The 18,850-nt window shown below is 34.7% G+C and carries 16 protein-coding genes and 1 tRNA gene; 14 read left to right on the top strand and 3 right to left on the bottom strand.

All coding sequences use genetic code 11. The features are described 5' to 3' along the window. The first annotated feature begins 94 nt into the window (after nucleotides 1–94). From Q0947_RS06965 to Q0947_RS06910, 12 genes are all read left to right on the top strand, one after another. The gene (locus tag Q0947_RS06965; protein WP_299394265.1) at nucleotides 95–3,247 is read left to right on the top strand and encodes an exodeoxyribonuclease V subunit beta; all 3,153 of its coding nucleotides are present in this window, start codon (nucleotides 95–97) and stop codon (nucleotides 3,245–3,247) included. Between the two features lie 23 nt (nucleotides 3,248–3,270). Beyond that, a complete protein-coding gene (kbl, locus tag Q0947_RS06960; RefSeq protein WP_299394261.1) occupies nucleotides 3,271–4,467 on the top strand; it encodes a glycine C-acetyltransferase in 1,197 nt (398 codons plus the stop codon). A 125-nt stretch (nucleotides 4,468–4,592) separates the two neighbouring features. Next, complete coding sequence (locus Q0947_RS06955) at nucleotides 4,593–5,954, top strand: OmpA family protein (RefSeq protein WP_299394257.1); 1,362 nt, start codon at nucleotides 4,593–4,595, stop codon at nucleotides 5,952–5,954. Nucleotides 5,955–6,020: 66 nt separating this feature from the next. Further along, nucleotides 6,021–8,777, top strand: a complete 2,757-nt coding sequence (locus Q0947_RS06950) for a PD-(D/E)XK nuclease family protein (protein WP_299394253.1) — start codon at nucleotides 6,021–6,023, stop codon at nucleotides 8,775–8,777. A 290-nt stretch (nucleotides 8,778–9,067) separates the two neighbouring features. Next, complete coding sequence (locus tag Q0947_RS06945; RefSeq protein WP_299394249.1) at nucleotides 9,068–10,330, top strand: phage integrase SAM-like domain-containing protein; 1,263 nt, start codon at nucleotides 9,068–9,070, stop codon at nucleotides 10,328–10,330. Between the two features lie 76 nt (nucleotides 10,331–10,406). Then, nucleotides 10,407–11,249 (top strand): hypothetical protein, encoded by an 843-nt coding sequence (locus tag Q0947_RS06940; protein ID WP_299394245.1) that lies wholly within the window; start codon nucleotides 10,407–10,409, stop codon nucleotides 11,247–11,249. Between the two features lie 112 nt (nucleotides 11,250–11,361). Continuing rightward, entirely contained in the window at nucleotides 11,362–11,703 is a 342-nt protein-coding gene (locus Q0947_RS06935) for a helix-turn-helix domain-containing protein (protein ID WP_299394241.1), read from the top strand. Next, nucleotides 11,703–11,996 carry a hypothetical protein gene (locus Q0947_RS06930; protein ID WP_299394236.1) on the top strand — a complete coding sequence of 98 codons (294 nt, stop codon included), beginning with the start codon at nucleotides 11,703–11,705 and terminating at the stop codon, nucleotides 11,994–11,996. Before Q0947_RS06935 ends, Q0947_RS06930 begins: the two co-directional genes overlap by 1 nt. Nucleotides 11,997–11,999: 3 nt before the next feature. After that, a complete protein-coding gene (locus Q0947_RS06925) occupies nucleotides 12,000–13,493 on the top strand; it encodes a phage/plasmid primase, P4 family (RefSeq protein ID WP_299394232.1) in 1,494 nt (497 codons plus the stop codon). Nucleotides 13,494–13,541: 48 nt separating this feature from the next. Further along, nucleotides 13,542–14,474, top strand: coding sequence for a DUF6371 domain-containing protein (locus Q0947_RS06920; RefSeq protein WP_299394228.1), 933 nt, complete (start codon nucleotides 13,542–13,544; stop codon nucleotides 14,472–14,474). A 341-nt stretch (nucleotides 14,475–14,815) separates the two neighbouring features. Then, nucleotides 14,816–15,229, top strand: coding sequence for a hypothetical protein (locus Q0947_RS06915; RefSeq protein ID WP_299394224.1), 414 nt, complete (start codon nucleotides 14,816–14,818; stop codon nucleotides 15,227–15,229). A gap of 112 nt (nucleotides 15,230–15,341) precedes the next feature. After that, nucleotides 15,342–15,536, top strand: coding sequence for a hypothetical protein (locus Q0947_RS06910; protein ID WP_146892036.1), 195 nt, complete (start codon nucleotides 15,342–15,344; stop codon nucleotides 15,534–15,536). 147 nt (nucleotides 15,537–15,683) lie between these two features. On the opposite strand, the gene Q0947_RS06905 is transcribed toward Q0947_RS06910, so the two are convergent. From Q0947_RS06905 to Q0947_RS06895, 3 genes are all read right to left on the bottom strand, one after another. After that, a tRNA-Ala gene (locus tag Q0947_RS06905) sits at nucleotides 15,684–15,760 on the bottom strand. Then, nucleotides 15,751–15,993: a GIY-YIG nuclease family protein gene (locus tag Q0947_RS06900; protein ID WP_299394214.1), complete on the bottom strand. Its 243-nt coding sequence runs from the start codon at nucleotides 15,991–15,993 to the stop codon at nucleotides 15,751–15,753. Before Q0947_RS06900 ends, Q0947_RS06905 begins: the two co-directional genes overlap by 10 nt. Nucleotides 15,994–16,177: 184 nt before the next feature. Next, nucleotides 16,178–16,975, bottom strand: a complete 798-nt coding sequence (locus Q0947_RS06895; protein ID WP_299394211.1) for a universal stress protein — start codon at nucleotides 16,973–16,975, stop codon at nucleotides 16,178–16,180. A gap of 43 nt (nucleotides 16,976–17,018) precedes the next feature. Between Q0947_RS06895 and Q0947_RS06890 the strand changes: the two genes are divergently transcribed. Together Q0947_RS06890 and Q0947_RS06885 are read left to right on the top strand one after the other, a co-directional pair. Then, the gene (locus Q0947_RS06890) at nucleotides 17,019–17,519 is read left to right on the top strand and encodes a GNAT family N-acetyltransferase (protein WP_299394207.1); all 501 of its coding nucleotides are present in this window, start codon (nucleotides 17,019–17,021) and stop codon (nucleotides 17,517–17,519) included. Beyond that, nucleotides 17,516–18,850, top strand: a complete 1,335-nt coding sequence (locus Q0947_RS06885) for an MATE family efflux transporter (protein ID WP_299394202.1) — start codon at nucleotides 17,516–17,518, stop codon at nucleotides 18,848–18,850. The genes Q0947_RS06890 and Q0947_RS06885 overlap by 4 nt, the downstream gene beginning before the upstream one ends.

Here is an 18,850-nt window from a genome sequence, read left to right as displayed (position 1 = left end):
AGCCCTAAATCGTCATAAAAAGTTACACATTGAATTCTTGAAAAATCATCAAATAAATCCGCTTTAGTTTTTATCTTGTCTAAAAATCATAAAAATGGAAATCCAACATCCTTTTTCAATATATAATGCCTCTGCGGGAAGCGGGAAAACCTTCACACTCGTAAAAGTGTACTTAAAAATCCTATTGACTTCCAGTCATAAAAACGCCTTTAAAAACATATTGGCATTAACCTTTACGAACAAAGCGGTTGCCGAAATGAAAGCGCGTGTGGTAGACATGCTAATCGCTTTTTCAGACACTTCCATTTTAGAGAAGCCAACCCCAATGTTCAGCATGCTTTCTGAAGAACTCCAATTGGATCCTGATGAACTCCATAAAAAATCGCAGGTAATTTTAAATGCCATTGCCCATAATTATGCTGCATTTGACATATCTACCATCGATAAATTTAACCACCGACTCATTAGAACATTTGCCCATGATTTAAAATTGCCGCTAAATTTTGAAGTAGAATTGGATACCAAAACAATTCTTGCAAAAGCGGTAGATCAACTCATTGACAAAGCCGGAACGGAAAAGGAGCTCACAAAAATACTGGTCGATTTTGCCATTGAAAAAGCTGATGAAGATAAAAGTTGGGATGTCTCCCTTGATTTTAATAAAATTGCGCAGCTGTTGATTAATGAGAATGACATTCCGCATATCGAATTATTAAAAGACAAAACGCTGGATGATTTTAAAGCGCTTAAAAGTCAGCTGATTTCACAAATCACGCAATTAGACACCGCCATCAGCCAAACAGGACAAGAGGTTTTATCACTTTTAGAAGCCAATGGATTGGCTACTACGGACTTCTTGCGCGGATCCCTTCCATTATATTTTCAAAAGTTATCCGAATCTAATTTTGAGGTCAGTTATGATGCAAAGTGGCAAGAAGATCTTGTGGAAGGCAACCGACTTTATGCCTTAAAAAAATTGGATGCCTCAAAAATGACCACTATTGATATGCTTCAACCAAGCATTAGCGCATCATTCGAGGAAACACGAAAAGGGATAATTCAGCTTAAATTCCTGAAGAATGTGCTTAAAAATATCACGCCATTATCCGTTTTGAATGCCATTTACAACAGCCTTCAAGATATTAAAGCGGATGAAGATGTGGTGCTGATATCAGAATTCAATTCGCTTATTAGCAATGAAATTAAATCGCAACCGGCGCCGTTTATTTATGAACGTATGGGCGAAAAATTCAGGCATTATTTTATTGATGAATTTCAGGATACTTCCGTAAAACAATGGGAAAATTTAATCCCTTTAATTGACAACGCACTCGCAGGTCAAAACCTAAAAGGAGAAACAGGTTCCGCTATGTTGGTGGGCGATGCCAAACAGGCTATCTACAGATGGCGCGGTGGCAAGGCAGAACAATTTATCGATTTATACACAAAAAAACAGCAGCCTTTTCAAATAGCACAGGAGGTTAAAAACCTACCTGCAAATTATAGGAGCTTAGAAACCATCGTAAGCTTCAACAATGACTTTTTTAAACATTTATCATCTTTCGTGGTTACGGACCCTTCGCATAGAGAAATTTATGAAGCAAGTCGTCAAGACCAATCATTAAAAGGCGAAGGTTATATAGAGTTATCATTATTGGAATTTGAATCGGAAGACAAAGATGACACGTATGGTTTCAACGTTTTACAAGCCATTAAAAAAGCACAGGACCATAATTTTGAGTTGCGCGACATCTGCATCATCACAAGAAAATCCAAAGAAGGTACTGCACTTGCTGAATATTTGAGTGTTGAAGGTATTCCGATCATCTCTTCAGAATCCTTATTGCTTAAAAATTCGCCTGAAGTACATTTCTTAAGCAGTATCATCGCTTTGGCGTCACAGCCCAATAATGACATGCTAAAAATTGATGTGCTCAGCTATTTGGCTGACCATCAACTTCAACTTGAGGATAAGCATTTGTTTTTTTACAATCTAGTGCATTTAAGCACTGTTGAAATGTTCCAAAAACTCCAACAGTACGGCCTACATTTCGATTTTAATCAATTTTTGCAACTTCCATTTTATGAAGCTGTAGAAAGTTTAGTAAGGCAGTTTCACCTGAATAAAACGTCCAATGCTTACATTCAATTTTTCTTGGATGAAGTGTTAGATTTTTCACAGAAATACAATGCAGGTTTTTCAAGTTTCACAGCGCATTGGGACATTAAAAAAGAAAAACTGTCCATCGCCTCTCCACAAGGAAACAATGCGGTGCAGATTATGACCATTCACAAATCTAAAGGTTTGGAATTCCCGGTGGTAATTTTCCCTTATGCCAATCAGCACATTTATTTTGACCAAACGCCAAAAATATGGTTCCCTGTAGTTCCCGAGGCATTTAATGGATTTCCCAATGTCTTTATTAATGTGAATAAGGATTTGGAGGATCAAGGCGATTTAGGAAAATCTCTATATACCGAATACCGCACCCAATTGGAATTGGACAGCATGAACATGTTATATGTGGTACTTACAAGAGCGGTCGAACAACTTTATATCTTTTCGGAATATGACTTTGACACAAGCCAAAAGGAAAAATTAGGGTGGTATTCAGGATTGTTTATAAATTATCTAAAATCGGCCGGGTTATGGGATAGCTCTAAAAAGACCTATACGTTTGGCTCTCCTGAACGCATCTTGACGCCTAAAAAAATAGAGACTTCCACGCTACAAGAGCAGTTTATATCCATTGCCAAGGAAGATCATGATTTAAAAATAGTGACCAATGCGGGGTATTTATGGGATACGGAGCAAGAAGCCGCTATTGAAAAAGGGAATTTGGTGCATTTAATCATGTCAAAAATTCAACATGAGAGTGACGTTAATCTGGTTTTTGAGGAATTAGAAAACAATGGCGATTTGAATCCTCAACAAACTTTGGAACTCAGGTCCACAATTGCGAATATTGTGCAGCATCAAAAATTAAATGACTATTTTAAACCAGGACTAAAAGTTTATAATGAAAAAGACATTTTAGCATCCGGCGGGCTTATTTTAAGGCCAGACCGAATTGTGGTCAACAGCAACCATGAAGCGGTAATAATAGATTACAAAACAGGTTCGGCACATCCCAAACATCATGATCAATTAGGAGAATACCAAGCTATCCTTGAGGAAATGGGCTTTAGTGTGGCTAAAAAAATACTTGTTTACATAAATGAGGACATTCAATTAAAAGAATTTTAACTTTGCATAAAATCAAATGAATCATGTACGGTAACAAACTACAACAACATTTACAAAAAGAACTTAAAGACATTAAAGAGGCGGGACTTTATAAGGAAGAGCGCATTATTACCTCACCACAGGGTGCAGAAATTACACTGAACACTGGGGAAACGGTTTTAAACTTTTGTGCTAATAATTATTTAGGACTTTCTTCTCACCCAGAAGTGGTACAAGCTGCCAAAGATGCCATGGATACTCATGGATTTGGTATGTCGTCAGTACGATTTATCTGTGGAACACAAGACATTCATAAAACATTAGAGAAAAAAATTGCTGACTTCTACGGCACTGAAGATACCATTTTATACGCAGCAGCATTTGACGCTAATGGTGGTGTATTTGAACCCTTATTGGATGCAAATGACGCCATTATCTCAGATTCTTTAAACCATGCTTCTATTATTGACGGGGTGCGTTTGTGTAAAGCGGCACGTTATCGCTATGAAAATAGCAATATGGAAGATTTGGAGCAACAACTTATCGCTGCAAATGAAAATGGTGCACGCTTTAAGATTATTGTAACTGACGGTGTATTCTCGATGGATGGTATTGTAGCGCCTTTAGATAAAATTTGTGATTTAGCTGACAAATACGATGCGATGGTGATGATTGACGAATGTCATGCCACCGGATTTATAGGCGAAACAGGTCGTGGTACTTTAGAAGAAAAAGGTGTTATGGGCCGTATTGACATCATTACCGGAACCCTTGGTAAAGCTATGGGTGGTGCTATGGGTGGTTACACAACTGGTAAAAAAGAAATTATAGACTTGTTACGTCAACGTTCAAGACCATATTTATTCTCAAATTCTCTTGCGCCAGCCATTGTTGGAGCTTCTATAAAAGTATTTGACATGCTCGCTAATAATACAACGTTGAGAGATCAGTTGGCTGAAAACACCAAATATTTTAAAGAAGGTATGAAGAATGCTGGATTTGATATTATAGATGGAGATTCTGCTATCGTCCCAGTCATGCTGTATGACGCGAAATTATCGCAAACTATGGCCAACATGTTGCTGCAAGAAGGCATTTACGTAATTGGATTCTTTTTCCCTGTAGTTCCAAAGGAAAAAGCAAGAATTAGAGTACAGCTATCAGCAGCTCATACAAAAGCACATTTAGACAAGGCAATTGCTGCTTTTATCAAAGTGGGCAAAAGCTTAGAAATTATTTAAAATCAGTCCAAACACTGATGTTTTAAGGCAATTGGCTGATATTTTTATATATTTGTCTTTGTTAATAACATTTTACAACTTACTTTTGTTCATTAATTAACACTTAAAAATTAAATTATTAGAATATGAAAAATCTTAGCAGATTATTTTTCGCTATGTTGCTTTTATTAGGCTTTAGCAACGTCAACGCGCAAGACAGCAACAACCCATGGGCTATTGGTGTTGGAGTGAATGCAGTTGATTTTTATCCAACTGGGGAAACTGGTCAAGGTAAAATATTTGATGAGTACTTCAACTATGGAGATCATTACAACGTATTACCTTCTTTATCTTCTATCTCTGTTTCTAGATATTTATCTGACGGGTTTACTTTAACCGCTGCAGGTACTATCAACGAAATCAGCAAAATTGGTGATACTTCAGCTGATGATTTATCTTACTATGGTTTAGATGGTACAGTTAAATACAGCTTTGGTCACCTTTTAAACTCAAAAGTGTTTGAGCCTTACCTAGGAGTAGGTGGTGGTTACACTTGGGTTGATGACATAGGTGCAGGTACTGCAAACGGAACTTTAGGTTTCAACTTATGGTTCTCTGAAAACATTGGTATGACTGTACAGTCTTCTTACAAACATGCATTTGAAGATTATTTAGCTACACATTTCCAACACACTGTTGGTTTAGCGCTTAAATTCGGTGGAAAAGACACTGATGGAGACGGTGTATATGATAAAGATGATGCTTGTCCAGATGTTCCTGGTTTAGCAGCTTTCAATGGTTGTCCAGATTCTGACAACGATGGTATCGAAGATTCTAAAGATGATTGTCCTAACGAAGCTGGTTTAGCTGAGTTCAACGGTTGTCCTGATACTGACGGTGACGGTGTTCCAGATAACAAAGACGAATGTCCTACAGTTGCTGGCTTGAAATCATTAAACGGTTGTCCTGATGCTGATGGCGATGGTGTAGCTGATAAAGATGATGAGTGTCCAAACGAAGCTGGTCCTGCTGCAAACAAAGGTTGTCCTTGGAAAGATACAGACGGTGACGGTGTATTAGACAAAGATGACAAATGTCCTAACGAACCAGGTACTGTCGCAAACAACGGATGTCCTGAAGTTAAGCCAACTGTTGAAGAAATGAAAACTCTTAACGAGTACGCTAGAACTATCTTATTTGACACAGGTAAATCTACCTTCAAAAAAGAGTCTATCCAAACTTTAGAGTCTATGCACGCTATCTTCCACAAATATCCAGAAGCTACTTTCGCTTTAGAAGGATACACTGACAGCGTTGGATCAGAAAGATCTAACCAATTATTGTCTGAAAGAAGAGCTAACGCAGTAAGAGACTGGTTAATTGCTAACGGTATCAAACAAGAGCGTTTAACTGCAAAAGGTTTCGGTGAATCTAACCCAATTGATTCTAACAAAACTGCTGCTGGTAGAACTAACAACAGACGTGTAGAAGTAAAACTTACAAACTAAGTTTTAAAACCACATAATATTTAGAAAAAACGCTCCGATATTCGGGGCGTTTTTTATATTTATAAAATGACAAGTTTTCTAAAAGAAGTAATAGACCACATACAAAAAGAAGGGCTAGATATAGCCAATCTTACCTTTATTTTGCCTAGCAAAAGAGCAGGCACATTCCTTAAAAACATTCTCTCGCAAAGCATCAATAAAACCATTTTTGCGCCAGAGATTTTATCGATTGAAGAATTTGTTGAACAACTCTCAGAACTTAATTACGCGACCAATACGGAGCTGCTGTTTGAGTTCTATAAAGTTTACAGAGAACTTACACCTGAATCGCAACAAGAAACTTTTGATCAGTTTTCAAAATGGGGACAACTCCTTCTTCAAGATTTTAATGAAATTGATCGGTACCTGATAGAACCGCACCAAATTTTTGAGTACCTCACATCCATCCAAGAGCTTAATCATTGGTCTGTATCAGAACCACAAACACCTTATATTGAAAACTATTTAGCCTTTTGGAACCGACTCAAGGTGTACTACAACAAATTTAGAGAGGAGTTAATTTCAAATAAAAAAGGCTATCAAGGTTTAGTCTACAGAGAGGCTGTAAACAGCATTGCTCCTTACATTGCTTCCAATCCTGACAAAACACATGTTTTTATAGGTTTTAACGCTCTTAATAAAGCTGAAGAACGCATCATTCAGGAATTGCTACACCATCAGTTAGCAAGCATCTATTGGGATATTGACAAGGCATTCCTAAACAACCCGATACATGATGCTGGATTGTTTATAAGACAACACCTCAAAAACTGGTCGTATTTTAAAGAGAATAACATCCAATGGATTGGTGAGAATTACACTGCTGACAAGAACATCCATACGATTGCCGTTCCAAAAAACATTGGACAGGTAAAATATATTGGGGAATTGTTAGACACATTACCAATGGCCGATTTAAAAAAGACTGCCGTTGTATTAGGTGATGAAACACTTTTAATGCCGTTGCTAAATTCCATTCCTGAGAAAGTAGAAGCCATTAACATCACCATGGGACTTCCTCTGAAATCGGTGCCTTTAGCCTCTTTATTTGATGCGTTATTTAAGATTCAAAAAAACCATAACAATGAACTTTATTACAAGGATGTGGTTTCTATTTTATCGCATGCTTCAATTCAACCTGTATTAATGGCAGAAACGCGCAATTATAGCAGTGACATCATCAATTACATTCAGAGTAATAATATTGTTACCATAAGCGTAGAAAAGCTGATTTCGCTTGCAGAGTCAAAACAAGAGGTTGTGAGGCTCTTATTTCAATCTTGGTATAATGATCCTGAAAAAGCACTTAAAAACTGCGCACAACTCATTTTAACGCTAAAAGCACACCTCGATTTAGATAAATCGAAAAACCTATTGGCACTGGAATATCTGTATCGCTTTAATCAGATTTTTAATGAGCTCCAACGTTATAATTCAAAGTACAAACTCATCAGTAACAGTACGACGCTATATTATCTATATAAAGAATTATTAAGTAGTGAAACTCTAGATTTTAAAGGCGAGCCTTTACAAGGGCTTCAAATTATGGGAATGTTGGAATCTCGTGTGCTCGATTTTGAAACTGTGATTATTTCTTCAGTTAATGAAGGGATTCTTCCTGCAGGGAAAAGCACCAATTCATTCATTCCATTTGATGTAAAATTAGAGAATGGATTGCCAACCTATAAGGAAAAAGATGCGGTTTATACGTATCACTTTTACCGACTCCTGCAACGCGCTAAAAACGTCTACATCATTTATAATACAGAGCCTGATGTACTAAATGGTGGGGAGAAGAGCCGCTTTATAACCCAACTGCAAATTGAGAATATCCACAACATCAAACACAGCATTGTGGTTCCAAAAGTAGAAGTGGCTCAAAAATCGCCTATCATTATCGAAAAAACAGCATCGGTTTGCCAAAGATTGCAGCAAATTGCAACCAACGGATTTTCTCCTTCGTCGCTTACAAATTTTGTTAGAAATCCTATTGATTTTTATTACCAAAAAGTATTGAAAATACAGAGTTTTGAAGATGTTGAAGAAACTGTCGCGGCCAATACTTTAGGAAGTGTCATCCATCAGACTTTGGAAGATTTCTATATTCCGCACAGAGGTCAATTCTTGACAGAAGCGGATTTAAAACATATGAAAACCTTAATTAGTGATACTGTCACGCTTCATTTTAAATCACTTTACAAGGAAGGCGACATGACCAAAGGAAAGAATTTGATTATTCTCGAAGTGGCTAAACGCTATGTGTCCAATTTCATAACTAAGGAAATAGAAACGCTGAAAGCAGGACATCAAATTAAAATCATTGATCTAGAAAAGGAATTGAACATAAAACTCGACATTCCTGAATTAGACTTTCCTGTCCATTTAAGAGGCACTGTGGATAGAATTGACGAATTTGATGGCACACTACGAATTATTGATTATAAGACCGGAAAAGTCACCCAAAGCCAGGTAGAAATCACAGACTGGAAAGACATCACCACGGATTATAAGAAATACAGCAAAAGTTTTCAAATTTTGGCCTATGCCTATATGCTAAATGAAACAGAGAAATTTACGCAGTCTATTGAAGCTGGAATCATCTCTTTCAAAAGCCTACAAGGCGACTATTTTCTGAAATTTGGAAAGAAAACTATAGGAACTAGAGCAAAAGACAACGACATCACTTCAGAAACATTAGAAGCGTTTCATTTGGAACTTAAAAAATTGATTCTGGAAATTATGAATCCGGAAATGGATTTTATTGAAAAAGACGTGAGTCTTTAAAACAACTTGAATTGTCGATTTTCAACATCCTACAAAATAAAAAAGCAACGTTTACACGTTGCTTTTTTTTGTGGAGAAGATCGGGCTCCAACCGACGACCTCTTGGCTGCCAGTCAAGAATTAACTTATTTTTTTCTTATACGGCTTATATTCAATCACTGATAAACTCTAACGTTTACGGCTAATATACGCATTTCAATTACTATCTATTATTTGTTAGTTCATATCTATTGTGTGCAAATTGTATGCAAATAGTGTGCAAATGATTATATTTGAGAAAATGAAAGGCAATGAGTTACATTATTTCGATAGTATTAGATACAAGACGTGAAAAAGAAAACGGCAAGTTTCCTGTTAAATTAAGAGTCTACAACAAAGCCAATAACAAAAAGACAGTTAAACTCTATTCACTGGATATTGATTTGACAGAAAAGGAATTTGAAACAATTTGGATAAACCCTGAAAACAAAAGTTTAAGAGGTGCAAATAAAAAAACACGCTTACGACTATTAGAGTTTGAAACCAGAGCAAATGACGAAGCAGAAGCAATGACCGTTTTTGACATTGCTAAATTTGAAACTAAATACTTTCGCAAATCTTCTGATAAAAACAATGTTAAGTATCATTTTAACTTAGCTATTCAAAAGAATATGAGTAATGATAAAATCGGAACTGCAGAAAGCTATAAATACACATTAAATTCATTAGCAGTTTTTATTGATAAAGAAAACGCCAATAAAGAACTTAGCAAAATCAACAAGCTAACATTTGATACTATTACAGCCGACTGGTTAAAAGAATATGAAAAATCTATGTTAGCCAAAGGTAGAAGCTACACCACAATAGGTATTTATACAAAGGCATTAAGAGCTATTTTTAATAATGCTATTGAAGCCAATGACATAAGCATTGACATTTACCCTTTTACTAAAAACAAATACAGAATACCAAAATCCAAAAAAGTAAAAAAGGCTTTAAACGCAAAACAATTAAAAACTTTGTTTGGTGCTGATGCTGAAAATGAAAACGAGCAACAAGCAAAAGATTTTTGGTTCTTTAGTTATGCCAGTAACGGAATGAATTTTAAAGACATTGCCCTTTTAAAATATTCAGATATTAAAGATGATAAGTTTACATATTACAGGGCTAAAACATTTGACAAGTCAGCTGAAAAAACAGCAATAACAATCTACTTAACAGACTTCACAAATAACATCATTTCAAACTATGGCAATAAAGATAAAAGTGATTTTGTTTTTAATATTATCACTTCAAGAGACTCAATACAAACGCAGTACAAAAAAATCAAAAACTTTACTCGTTTAGTTAATGATCACATAAAAAGAATAGCCAAAAGAAACGATTTGCCAAATGACATTTCAACCTACTGGGCAAGACATTCATTTGCCACCAATTCACTTCGTAAAGGTGCAAGTATGGAGTTTGTAAGCGAAGCTTTAAACCATAGCGACCTTAACGTTACAAAAAACTACTTCGCAGGTTTTGAAGATGAAGCAAAAAAAGAGTTTGCCAATTCATTACTTGACTTTTAGCCTATAACTATTGAAATATTTTATTTGTTTTAGCCTACATTTAATACATTACCTACATAATTGACAATAGAAGACAATGAATATAATTAGCAGAACACTCTTTCAAGTTTCTTACATTGAAAAAATTTTAAGAGACAATTTACAAAACAAAGAAATTATTTATAATTATTTTATTTGCGAAAAAAGCACAAAACTACTTGATAAACATTCTTTACAAGAATTCCTGACAAATACAAAAATAGAAAATCTTACCTTTTTAAAATCGATTTGTAATCATTGCTTCAATATTAATAAGCTATGGAATAATGATTTAAATGATTTGCCACATAAAACCCTTAAAGAGCGATTTATTTATTCTGATCTTTCAGATAAAGAAAACCTTAAACTTATTAATATAGATTCTGAGTTTCTTGCAATTTACTTATTGGATGAAAAATTTGAATTCTATAATTCAGATTTAGGAAAAGTCGAGTTTTTCAAAGAATATTATTTTTATATTAATCATTATTCCATTCCTAAAATAGTTCAAAAATGTAATATTATTCTATATTATCTTACAGCTTGTTATCCTCAAATATTCACGCCAAAAAAAGCAGACTTTAAATTTGAAAATAAATTTGATCAAGCTGAACCTAAAAAAGTTTATGATCATTTCATCAAATTAGTCGAAAAAGGATATTTGTCAAAAGAAGATTTAGAAAGTTATTTAATCCTTGCCTTTCAAGATGAAACACCTCCAAAAGAAAAAATTATCTTTTCAAATAAACATATCGGAAACATAACTTCTATCTTCTATAAATATTATGCGGATGCAGAAAACACACACGGAAAACAAATAAAATATGCTAAGCTTTTAGGCGAATATTTCAAAGGATTTTCAACTAAAAAAGTCATGGGTAATTTTGCAAAAAGCAAGTAATGAATACGGAATTAATACAGATTTACGTATTTGAATACGTACTTTACGGAAGTCTTTATGGCTTCATAACAAACAGATAACATTGCACTTGTAACAATAATACAAGTGTAAAATGGAAGCATTAAAATTTGAAAATCTGCCAAACGCAGTCGCTGAACTTCAAAAAGGACAAAGCGAAATTTTAGCCTTACTACTCAACAAGGCAGAACAACAACCCGAAATTGAAGCACCTATAAATATTAAAGATGTTTCAAAACTTACCGAATTAAGCATACCAACATTATATTCATACGTACAACGTAACGATATACCTTATTATAAAAAGGGCAATCGTTTAAAATTCTTTAAGTCTGAAATTATAGACTGGATTAAAACTGGAAAGCAGAAAACTTTAAAAGAGATACATGCTGAAACGGATGAGTTTTTATCTAATCATAAAAACGGGTCGAAATAATGGAAAACCAAAATAACAACCCGAATAAAAGACAAAGGCAAGGTAATAATAAAAGAACACAACTAAAAACCATATTTATCTATTTGCAAAATCACATTGCAACCGCTACAATGGTTTTTGAAGCAACTGGAATACCGCAAAAATGTATAACAAGGTATAAGCGAGATTTAGAAAAATTAGGGCTTTTAGCAGAAGTAAAACGCCAAAGATGTAAAATAACAAATTACTGGGCTTGGTACATTACTACAAACCCGAAACACTTCCCGAAGTCGAACCAATTAAAACTGTTTTAAGCTATGGAAACAGAAAAATCAAGTATTGGTATTGATGAGATACTAAGCGAAGCGAAAACCATATTAGAAGCGGTTAAAATGGATAAAGAGCACCTAAAGCAAAATCAAGTTGATAATATTTTAAATGAAGTGCTAAAAGGTATTGAACCAGTAAACTTTAGGGAGTATTGCAAACTGGATAATGACAAAGACAAGTTACAAAAGAAACATTATTTAGTTGCCTGTATTGAATTGCTATTAAAGAATGTAAACGATAATGGGTTTAGTCTTTGCCGTAAAAGTGAATTTATTTATTTGTTTAATTCCGAATACTGGAAGAATGTAAGCGATGAGGTTTTTAAAGACTTTTTAGGCGAAGTTGCCCTAAAAATGGGAGTTGATAAATTTGATGCTAAACACCACCTTTTCAAAGATGAACTGTATAAACAGTTTATTGCAGATGCAGGATTAAAAGAGATTAAGCCGACAACTGGAACAACTTTAATAAACCTCAACAATGGCACTTTTGAAATAACGCCAAAGAAACAGTTTTTAAGAACGTTTAAGAAGTCCGACTTTTTGACCTATCAATTACCCTTTGCTTATGATAGCGAAGCAACAGCACCACAGTTTCAGAAGTTCTTAGATGAGGTATTGCCCGAACCCGAATTACAGAATATACTTGCAGAATACTTGGGTTACATTTTTGTAAAGAACAGCGTTTTAAAGCTTGAAAAAGTCTTGTTGTTATTTGGTACTGGTGCAAATGGTAAGAGCGTTTTATTTGAGGTGCTAATGGCTTTATTAGGTAGTCAAAACGTTGCAAACTATTCGTTGCAATCCTTAACGGCAGAAAATGGTAATTCAAGGGCAATGTTAGTAAATAAGCTACTCAACTATGCAAGTGAAATAAACGGCAAACTTGAAAGCAATATTTTTAAACTTCTTATTTCGGGCGAACCAGTCGAAGCAAGGTTACTTTATAAGAATACTCAAATCATTTCAGACTATGCAAGATTTATGTTTAACTGTAATGAGTTGCCCAAAGAGGTCGAAAATACGAACGCATTTTTTCGCAGGTTTATAATCCTACCTTTTAGGGTTACCATAGCACCGAACAACCAAGACAAAGAACTTTCACAACGAATCATCGAAACGGAATTATCGGGCGTGTTCAACTGGGTTTTGAATGGCTTAACTCGACTTCTAAAAAACAAAGACTTTTCACAAAGTGATATAGTTCAAAATGAAGTATTGCAATATCAAAAGGAAAGCGACAGCGTATTAATGTTTTTAGATGATAAGGGTTATGAAATTTCAATAAACCAAACAAGACCTTTAATAGACCTTTATACGGAATATAAAACCTATTGTTTAGATAGTGGTTATGGAATATGTTCAAGTCGTACCTTTTCGAGTAGATTAAAGAAAAACGGATTTAAGTTGGGTATTAGGCAGAGTTTCGGTTATCCGATTTATATCGAAAGAGATACAAATGTTTCAGAAAACATATTTTAATGTAGTAAGTGTACTAAATGCACCTCTTAAAAAAAAAATATTAGCACATTGAATGGTTACAGATACACATTAGAACCATACAACGGAATGAAAACCCGTTACCATTGCCCAAACTGTAATAAAAAAGGCGTGTTTACAAAGTACATTGATCTACAAGCTAACGAGTATTTGAATGATGCCGTTGGCTACTGCAATAGGCTTGTAAAATGTGGTTATCACTATAAGCCAAAGGAGTATTTTAATGATAATAATATTTCATTTGATACCCCGATTAACCACAACGTTACAACAAGGGCAAAACCTAAACCAAAACCTAAAACCAGTTTTGTTAATGCTGAGGTTATGGATAAAAGCAAAGCCAGTAAAAGCCCTAATTACTTTATTGATTACTTAGCCAGTCTTTGGAGTTATGAAGTAGCTTATAACTTAGCAGATAAATACAATATTGGCACTTCAAAGTATTGGCAAGGTGCAACCGTATTTTGGCAAGTAGATAAGAGCAACAATGTTAGAAGTGGTAAAATAATGCTTTACAATGCTTCAAATGGTAAAAGAGTAAAAGAATCTTTTAATCATATTAACTGGGCACATAAGGCTTTAAAACTTGACAGTTTCAATTTGGAACAATGCTATTTTGGTGAACACTTACTAAATGAAGATGCCAGTAAACCCGTTGCCATAGTTGAAAGCGAAAAAACCGCTATTATTTCAAGCGTTTATTTGCCCGAATTTATTTGGTTAGCGTGTGGAAGTGCCAACAACCTAAACGAAACCAGAACAAGATGCTTAAAAGGGCGTAACGTGGTGCTTTTTCCCGACCTTAAATGTTTTGATTTATGGAACGATAAAATTCCACAGCTTACCAGTTTAGCAACCTTTAGAACCTCAACACTTTTAAGAGATAAATCAACAGAATGTGAAAAAGAACAAGGTTTAGACATTGCAGACTACTTAATTATGATAAAACCTGACTTAAATTAAACTAACAAATAAAAGAGCACCTACACCCCCCCCAATGAAGAAGTATAATAAGGCTTACAAGTGGATGTAAAAAATTTTCGCTACTTTTTAAAGTATTTGGTAACATATTTCTTAATAAGGTTTAAAAAACCAATACTCCCGTAGTCATGTCCTTAATATATTAATAAACAATAACTTAATATTTAATTTTTAGAAATAACTAACAATTAAAAATAACTATCTTGTTGCAAAAAAGTACAAAGATTAATGATACACATACACAAAAGGATAAATCTCAAATTATTTGGTAGTGGAATTTGTAATATCTAAAAAAAAATAATTTCAATTAAATATCTGTTATAATGAAAAAAATAATTCTTATTGCATTGATAGCAGTCTTAGCTATTACATGTTTTGAATCTACTAAGAATAATAGTTCTGACACTCAAAATAGTGAATACGAAAACTCTAACAACAATAATTATGGAGATCCACCCATGTTTGTGCTAACAGAAATGAATGGTAGAGAATTGGAAGAAAAAGCATATTTTACTGTAAAAAGTGACAACACTTTAGAATTAAAAACGGGTGATGGTGCAATTTTCAGATATACTCCTACTCAACATTTTGGTGATGACCCTTTATGCAACATTTTAGCCACCGATGATAGAGGTAGAAATACAGCTATTTGCATAAAACCTCAAAGTGGAATGGATGTAATAATTATGCTAGAAAACGATGAAATGAAAAGTAATTTTAAAGGATATAAGAGATAAGATAATCTTACAAAGAAATGTTTATATCCTATGCATACTAAAATAAAATACGTTAGAAGTTTAAGAAATATTATTTATTAGATAAATACTCAACCAATTAAAATTTAAAATTATGAAAAAATTTCTCGTACTTTTTATCTCAATTCTATTATTCAATTGCTCAAGTGATGATGCAAATGATGAGGAGTGTGCTGAGTTACATGCGCAATATATTAAGGCATTAAATTACACGGGTGGTAGTCAAGCTGCTCTCGATCAAGTTACTCAACAATATAATGAAAGAAAGAAAAGAGCAGGATGTAATTAATTAGATAATATAATTTATTACACTTATCTATGTTGTAAATAGAATTTTATTAATCTTCAAAACTAACTTAATTTTCGGTTAGTGTGCAAATAGTGTGCAAATAAAAAAACCAATACTTTCAAAAATTCTTGAAAGCATTGGTTTCATTGGTGGAGAAGATCGGGCTCGAACCGACGACCTCTTGGCTGCCAGCCAAGCGCTCTAGCCAACTGAGCTACATCCCCAAATTATTTTTGCGCCACTTTCGACCTGCGGCAGATTTTAAATATTTTTCTCGCGTTCTGGCTTCTATCCTTGTTTCGAATTCTTCTAAATGAAATAATTCCCAAGGTTTAAATGCCTTGGTTGACGTAACTCGTCCAGAATTATGTGTTTTCAGCCTCTCTCCAAAATCTGAAGACAAACCTACATAATAGCGATCAAATTTAATACTAAATAAGATATAAACAACATGCATAATATCCAGCCCTAAAGCGCTCCCCGCCCGTACCAAACGGTACGTTCGGGCGGGTAGCCAACTGAGCCTGCCCGAATAAAATTCGTTTAGGCGGGCTACATCCCCAAATTATTTTTGCGACACCTTCTACCGGCGGCAGATTTTAACTGTTTTTCTCCATCTAAAAAAACATTAGACATGAGTTTTATTTCACTCCATTTAACACCAAAACTGGCAACGTGGAACTATTAAAATCTTTTTTTAGAATGGTGTTATTTTCCCAAATCTTAGTAAAAAATCCTCGTTTTCGTCTTACCACACATAGCATATTGGGTTTACTCTCCTTATAATTTTCCAAAACGCCCTGAAATGTTGTAGCATTCGTACTATATGTTGTGTGGCTTAACAAATCTGACAACTCTTTATTTACAACAAAGTCGCCTTCGTGATAGAACTGAGTCTTGATCAAAAGTAAATTAATTTTTGAATTGAATTGGGTTTTTATAGAAATTAATGGCTTAAAAACATCATCTTTTTTAAGGATAGCTGATTTTAAAGCAATTAAAATAGTGTCAATGGGTTCAAACTTAAAATCTTCAGGCACTATTAAAGCGGGAATCTTAGTTTGCTTAATAATTTTCCCTGAAGTTTTGCCTAAATACACCTCATCCTTGACCGAATTTGTTCTTGGCTCCACTAAAATTAAATCCACATCGGCAGTTTGACAAACCAGTTCTAAGGTTTTTATAAGTTTTCCTTTGAAAGATTTTATCACGACCTCAACACCTGTGGTATCAACTTTTTCAACATGGGCTTTTAAAAAAGCCATACTTTCGCGTTCTAAGATAGCATCAACCTTAATCAGTGTGCCCGCTTTAGCAGCCACATTGAATATCTGAACAACATATAACCTAGCCCCAAACGCTCGTGCAAAATCAACTGCATATTGCAAATGACTTACTGCATTTTTTGACGACCCTACTGGAACTAAAATAGTTTTCATATCTAATTTATATACTAAATTTAGGCTAAAATAGACATTAAAAATGATTCGTAAAGCGACATCTTCCGATATAGAAAATATTATATCAATAACTAAAGCCTGCGCCCAAAACATGGTGGATAAAGGCATATATCAATGGAACGAATACTACCCTAATGCCGCTGCGTTTGCAAAGGATATCCATAGAAATGAACTGTATGTTTTAACAAAAGAAAACAAGGTTATTGGTACGATTGTGATTTCAACCTACATGGATAAAGAATATCACCCTATCCATTGGTTAACGCCCAATAATAACAATTTATACATCCACCGACTTTCTGTGCATCCTGACTTTCAAGGACACGGATATGCACAAAAACTCATGGATTTTGCTGAACATTATGGAAAAGAAAATGGATACGCTTCTATTCGGTTAGATACCTTTTCTCAAAACGATAGAAATCAAAAATTTTACGAACTTCGCGGATATAGGCGATTGGGATCAATTTATTTCCCTAAGCAAAGTGAACATCCATTTTATTGTTACGAATACATTCTGTGAATTCCATAATCAGTTTTAAAAATATCAACCGGATTGCGATACCTGCACTAATTGCAGGCGTATCAGAACCCATTCTGTCCATTACAGACACGGCAATTGTAGGTAATATTGACGTGAATGCTACAGAATCTCTCGCAGCAGTAGGCATTGTTGGAGCATTTATTTCGATGCTCATTTGGGTTCTAGGCCAAACACGTAGTGCTATTTCATCAATCGTTTCACAATATGTGGGTTCAGACCAATTGGATGACATTAAAAATTTACCCGCTCAAGCTATTTTTATCATTACTTCATTAAGTGTTTTGATTATTTTGGGCACCTATCCGTTTGCACAATTTATTTTTAAACTTTATAACGCTTCGGATTTAATATTAGAATATTGCGTTGCCTATTACAGAATCCGCGTTTTCGGATTTCCTTTTACCTTATTTACAATTGCCGTATTTGGAGCTTTTAGAGGGCTTCAAAACACGTTTTACCCAATGATTATCGCCATTATAGGTGCTTCTACAAATATCATCTTAGATATTATTCTTGTGTACGGCGTGAGTGGCTATATCGACCCCATGAACATTGAAGGTGCAGCTTATGCCAGTGTTGCTGCACAATTGTTGATGGCGTTGTGTTCGGCCTATTTCCTAATCAAAAAAACAATCATTCCTTTACGAGTAACATTTCCTTTCAATAAAGAAATCAACCGATTCTTATTGATGATTGCGAATCTCTTCGTGCGTACATTGGCCCTAAACGTCACCTTATACTTTGCGAATGCCTATGCCACGAGCTACGGAAAAGAATATATTGCGGCATATACAATTGCCATCAATCTCTGGTTTTTGGGCGCTTTTATTATTGATGGTTATGCCAGTGCTGGAAACATACTTTCAGGAAGACTATATGGTGCAAAAAGATCAGACTTACTGATAGAATTTAGCAATAAACTTATAAAATACGGGATTTTAATAGGCGTGGTTCTCGCCGCTATTGGCGCCTTATTGTACTATCCGCTAGGGAATTTATTTTCCAATGACCCTGAAGTGTTGGAAGCATTCTATTCCGTTTTTTGGATTGTCCTCGCCATGCAACCCATTTGTGCCCTGGCATTTATTTTTGACGGTATGTTTAAAGGATTAGGAAAAATGAAATACCTACGTAACGTTTTACTTGGTGCCACGTTTTTAGTATTTCTACCAATCCTGCTCTACTTAGATTATTTGGAATATCAGCTCTATGCCATTTTTATTGCGATGACCTTTTGGATGATCGCAAGAGGCTTACCATTGATCATAAAATTTAGACAACTCTTTTTGCCAGCTCATCAAAACGATTAA

The organism is uncultured Gelidibacter sp., assembly GCF_947500795.1.
In the GTDB taxonomy this organism is placed as follows: domain Bacteria; phylum Bacteroidota; class Bacteroidia; order Flavobacteriales; family Flavobacteriaceae; genus Gelidibacter.
The sequence above is the reverse complement of the archived record's forward strand: the minus strand, read 5'-3'. Positions and strand labels throughout refer to the sequence as shown.